The sequence below is a fragment of the Psychrobacter sp. DAB_AL32B genome (genome assembly GCF_002224105.1).
Lineage (GTDB): Bacteria > Pseudomonadota > Gammaproteobacteria > Pseudomonadales > Moraxellaceae > Psychrobacter.
This window is the reverse complement of record NZ_NEXU01000139.1, coordinates 1-845: the sequence shown is the minus strand read 5'-3', so window position 1 is coordinate 845 and position 845 is coordinate 1. Positions and strand designations below refer to the sequence as shown.

General features: G+C 40.0%; 2 protein-coding genes. Both read left to right on the top strand.

Annotated elements, in window-relative coordinates:
- Nucleotides 1-17 precede the first annotated feature (17 nt).
- Nucleotides 18-374 carry an IS630 transposase-related protein gene (locus CAN34_RS14570; protein ID WP_089556108.1) on the top strand — a complete coding sequence of 119 codons (357 nt, stop codon included), beginning with the start codon at nucleotides 18-20 and terminating at the stop codon, nucleotides 372-374.
- Nucleotides 343-845: IS630 family transposase (locus CAN34_RS14565; RefSeq protein WP_254423199.1), on the top strand; the 503-nt coding region annotated here is incomplete at its 3' end. The genes CAN34_RS14570 and CAN34_RS14565, both read left to right, overlap by 32 nt.

Sequence of the window (845 nt, the reverse complement as noted above, 5' to 3'; positions counted from 1 at the left end):
ATTTAATGAAATAAACAATGACTTATTCAATTGACTATCGCAAACAGGTACTTTCTAGCATTGCTGATGGCATGACCATCCGAGAAACTGCGCTTTTTTATGGACTTAGTACCAGCACCATTCATAGCTGGCAGCAGAATTTAGTCCCTAAAACAACCAGAAATAAAGCACCGACTAAAATACCTGATGATGCATTAATTGATGATGTAAAAAGATACCCTGATGATTATAACTACGAAAGAGCCCGCCGCTTAAATTGTAGTAAAACAGGTATCTTTAATGCTTTAAAGCGCCTCGGTATCAGTCAAAAAAAAGACCTTAGAGCATCCAAAGGCCTGTCAGATAAAAAGAGCGGCGTATCAGAGAAAGCTTGATAGCTTTAAACAGCAAAGCTATCCCATTGTCTATATGGATGAAAGCGGCTTTGAGGCTGAAACCATTCGTTCTCATGGCTATGCACCGATTGGTAAACCTTGTATTGATCGCTACAATTGGCAAGCAAAGAAGCGTACTAATGTCATCGGAGCTCTCTATGAAAAGATGCTATTTGCGCTTGATTACTTTGAACAGAACATTAATAGCAATATATTCTACCACTGGTGCAAGTTCACACTTATTCCAAGCCTTAAGAGAAAATGCGTGATTGTGATGGACAATGCTCGGTTTCATAAAAATAAACGTATCCAGAAGCTACTGAACAGACATGGCCATCGTATTTTATGGTTACCACCGTACAGCCCTGATCTGAACCCTATCGAGAAAAAATGGGCACAGGCTAAGTTTCTGCGCCAAGGGTGGATGGAGAATAATCTGCCTAAACTGTTTCATGATATGGGCTGTATCGA

Coding starts and splice junctions, on each gene's coding strand:
- CAN34_RS14570 (WP_089556108.1), top strand. CDS start 18: ATGACTTATTCAATTGACTATCGCAAACAGGTACTTTCTAGCATTGCT.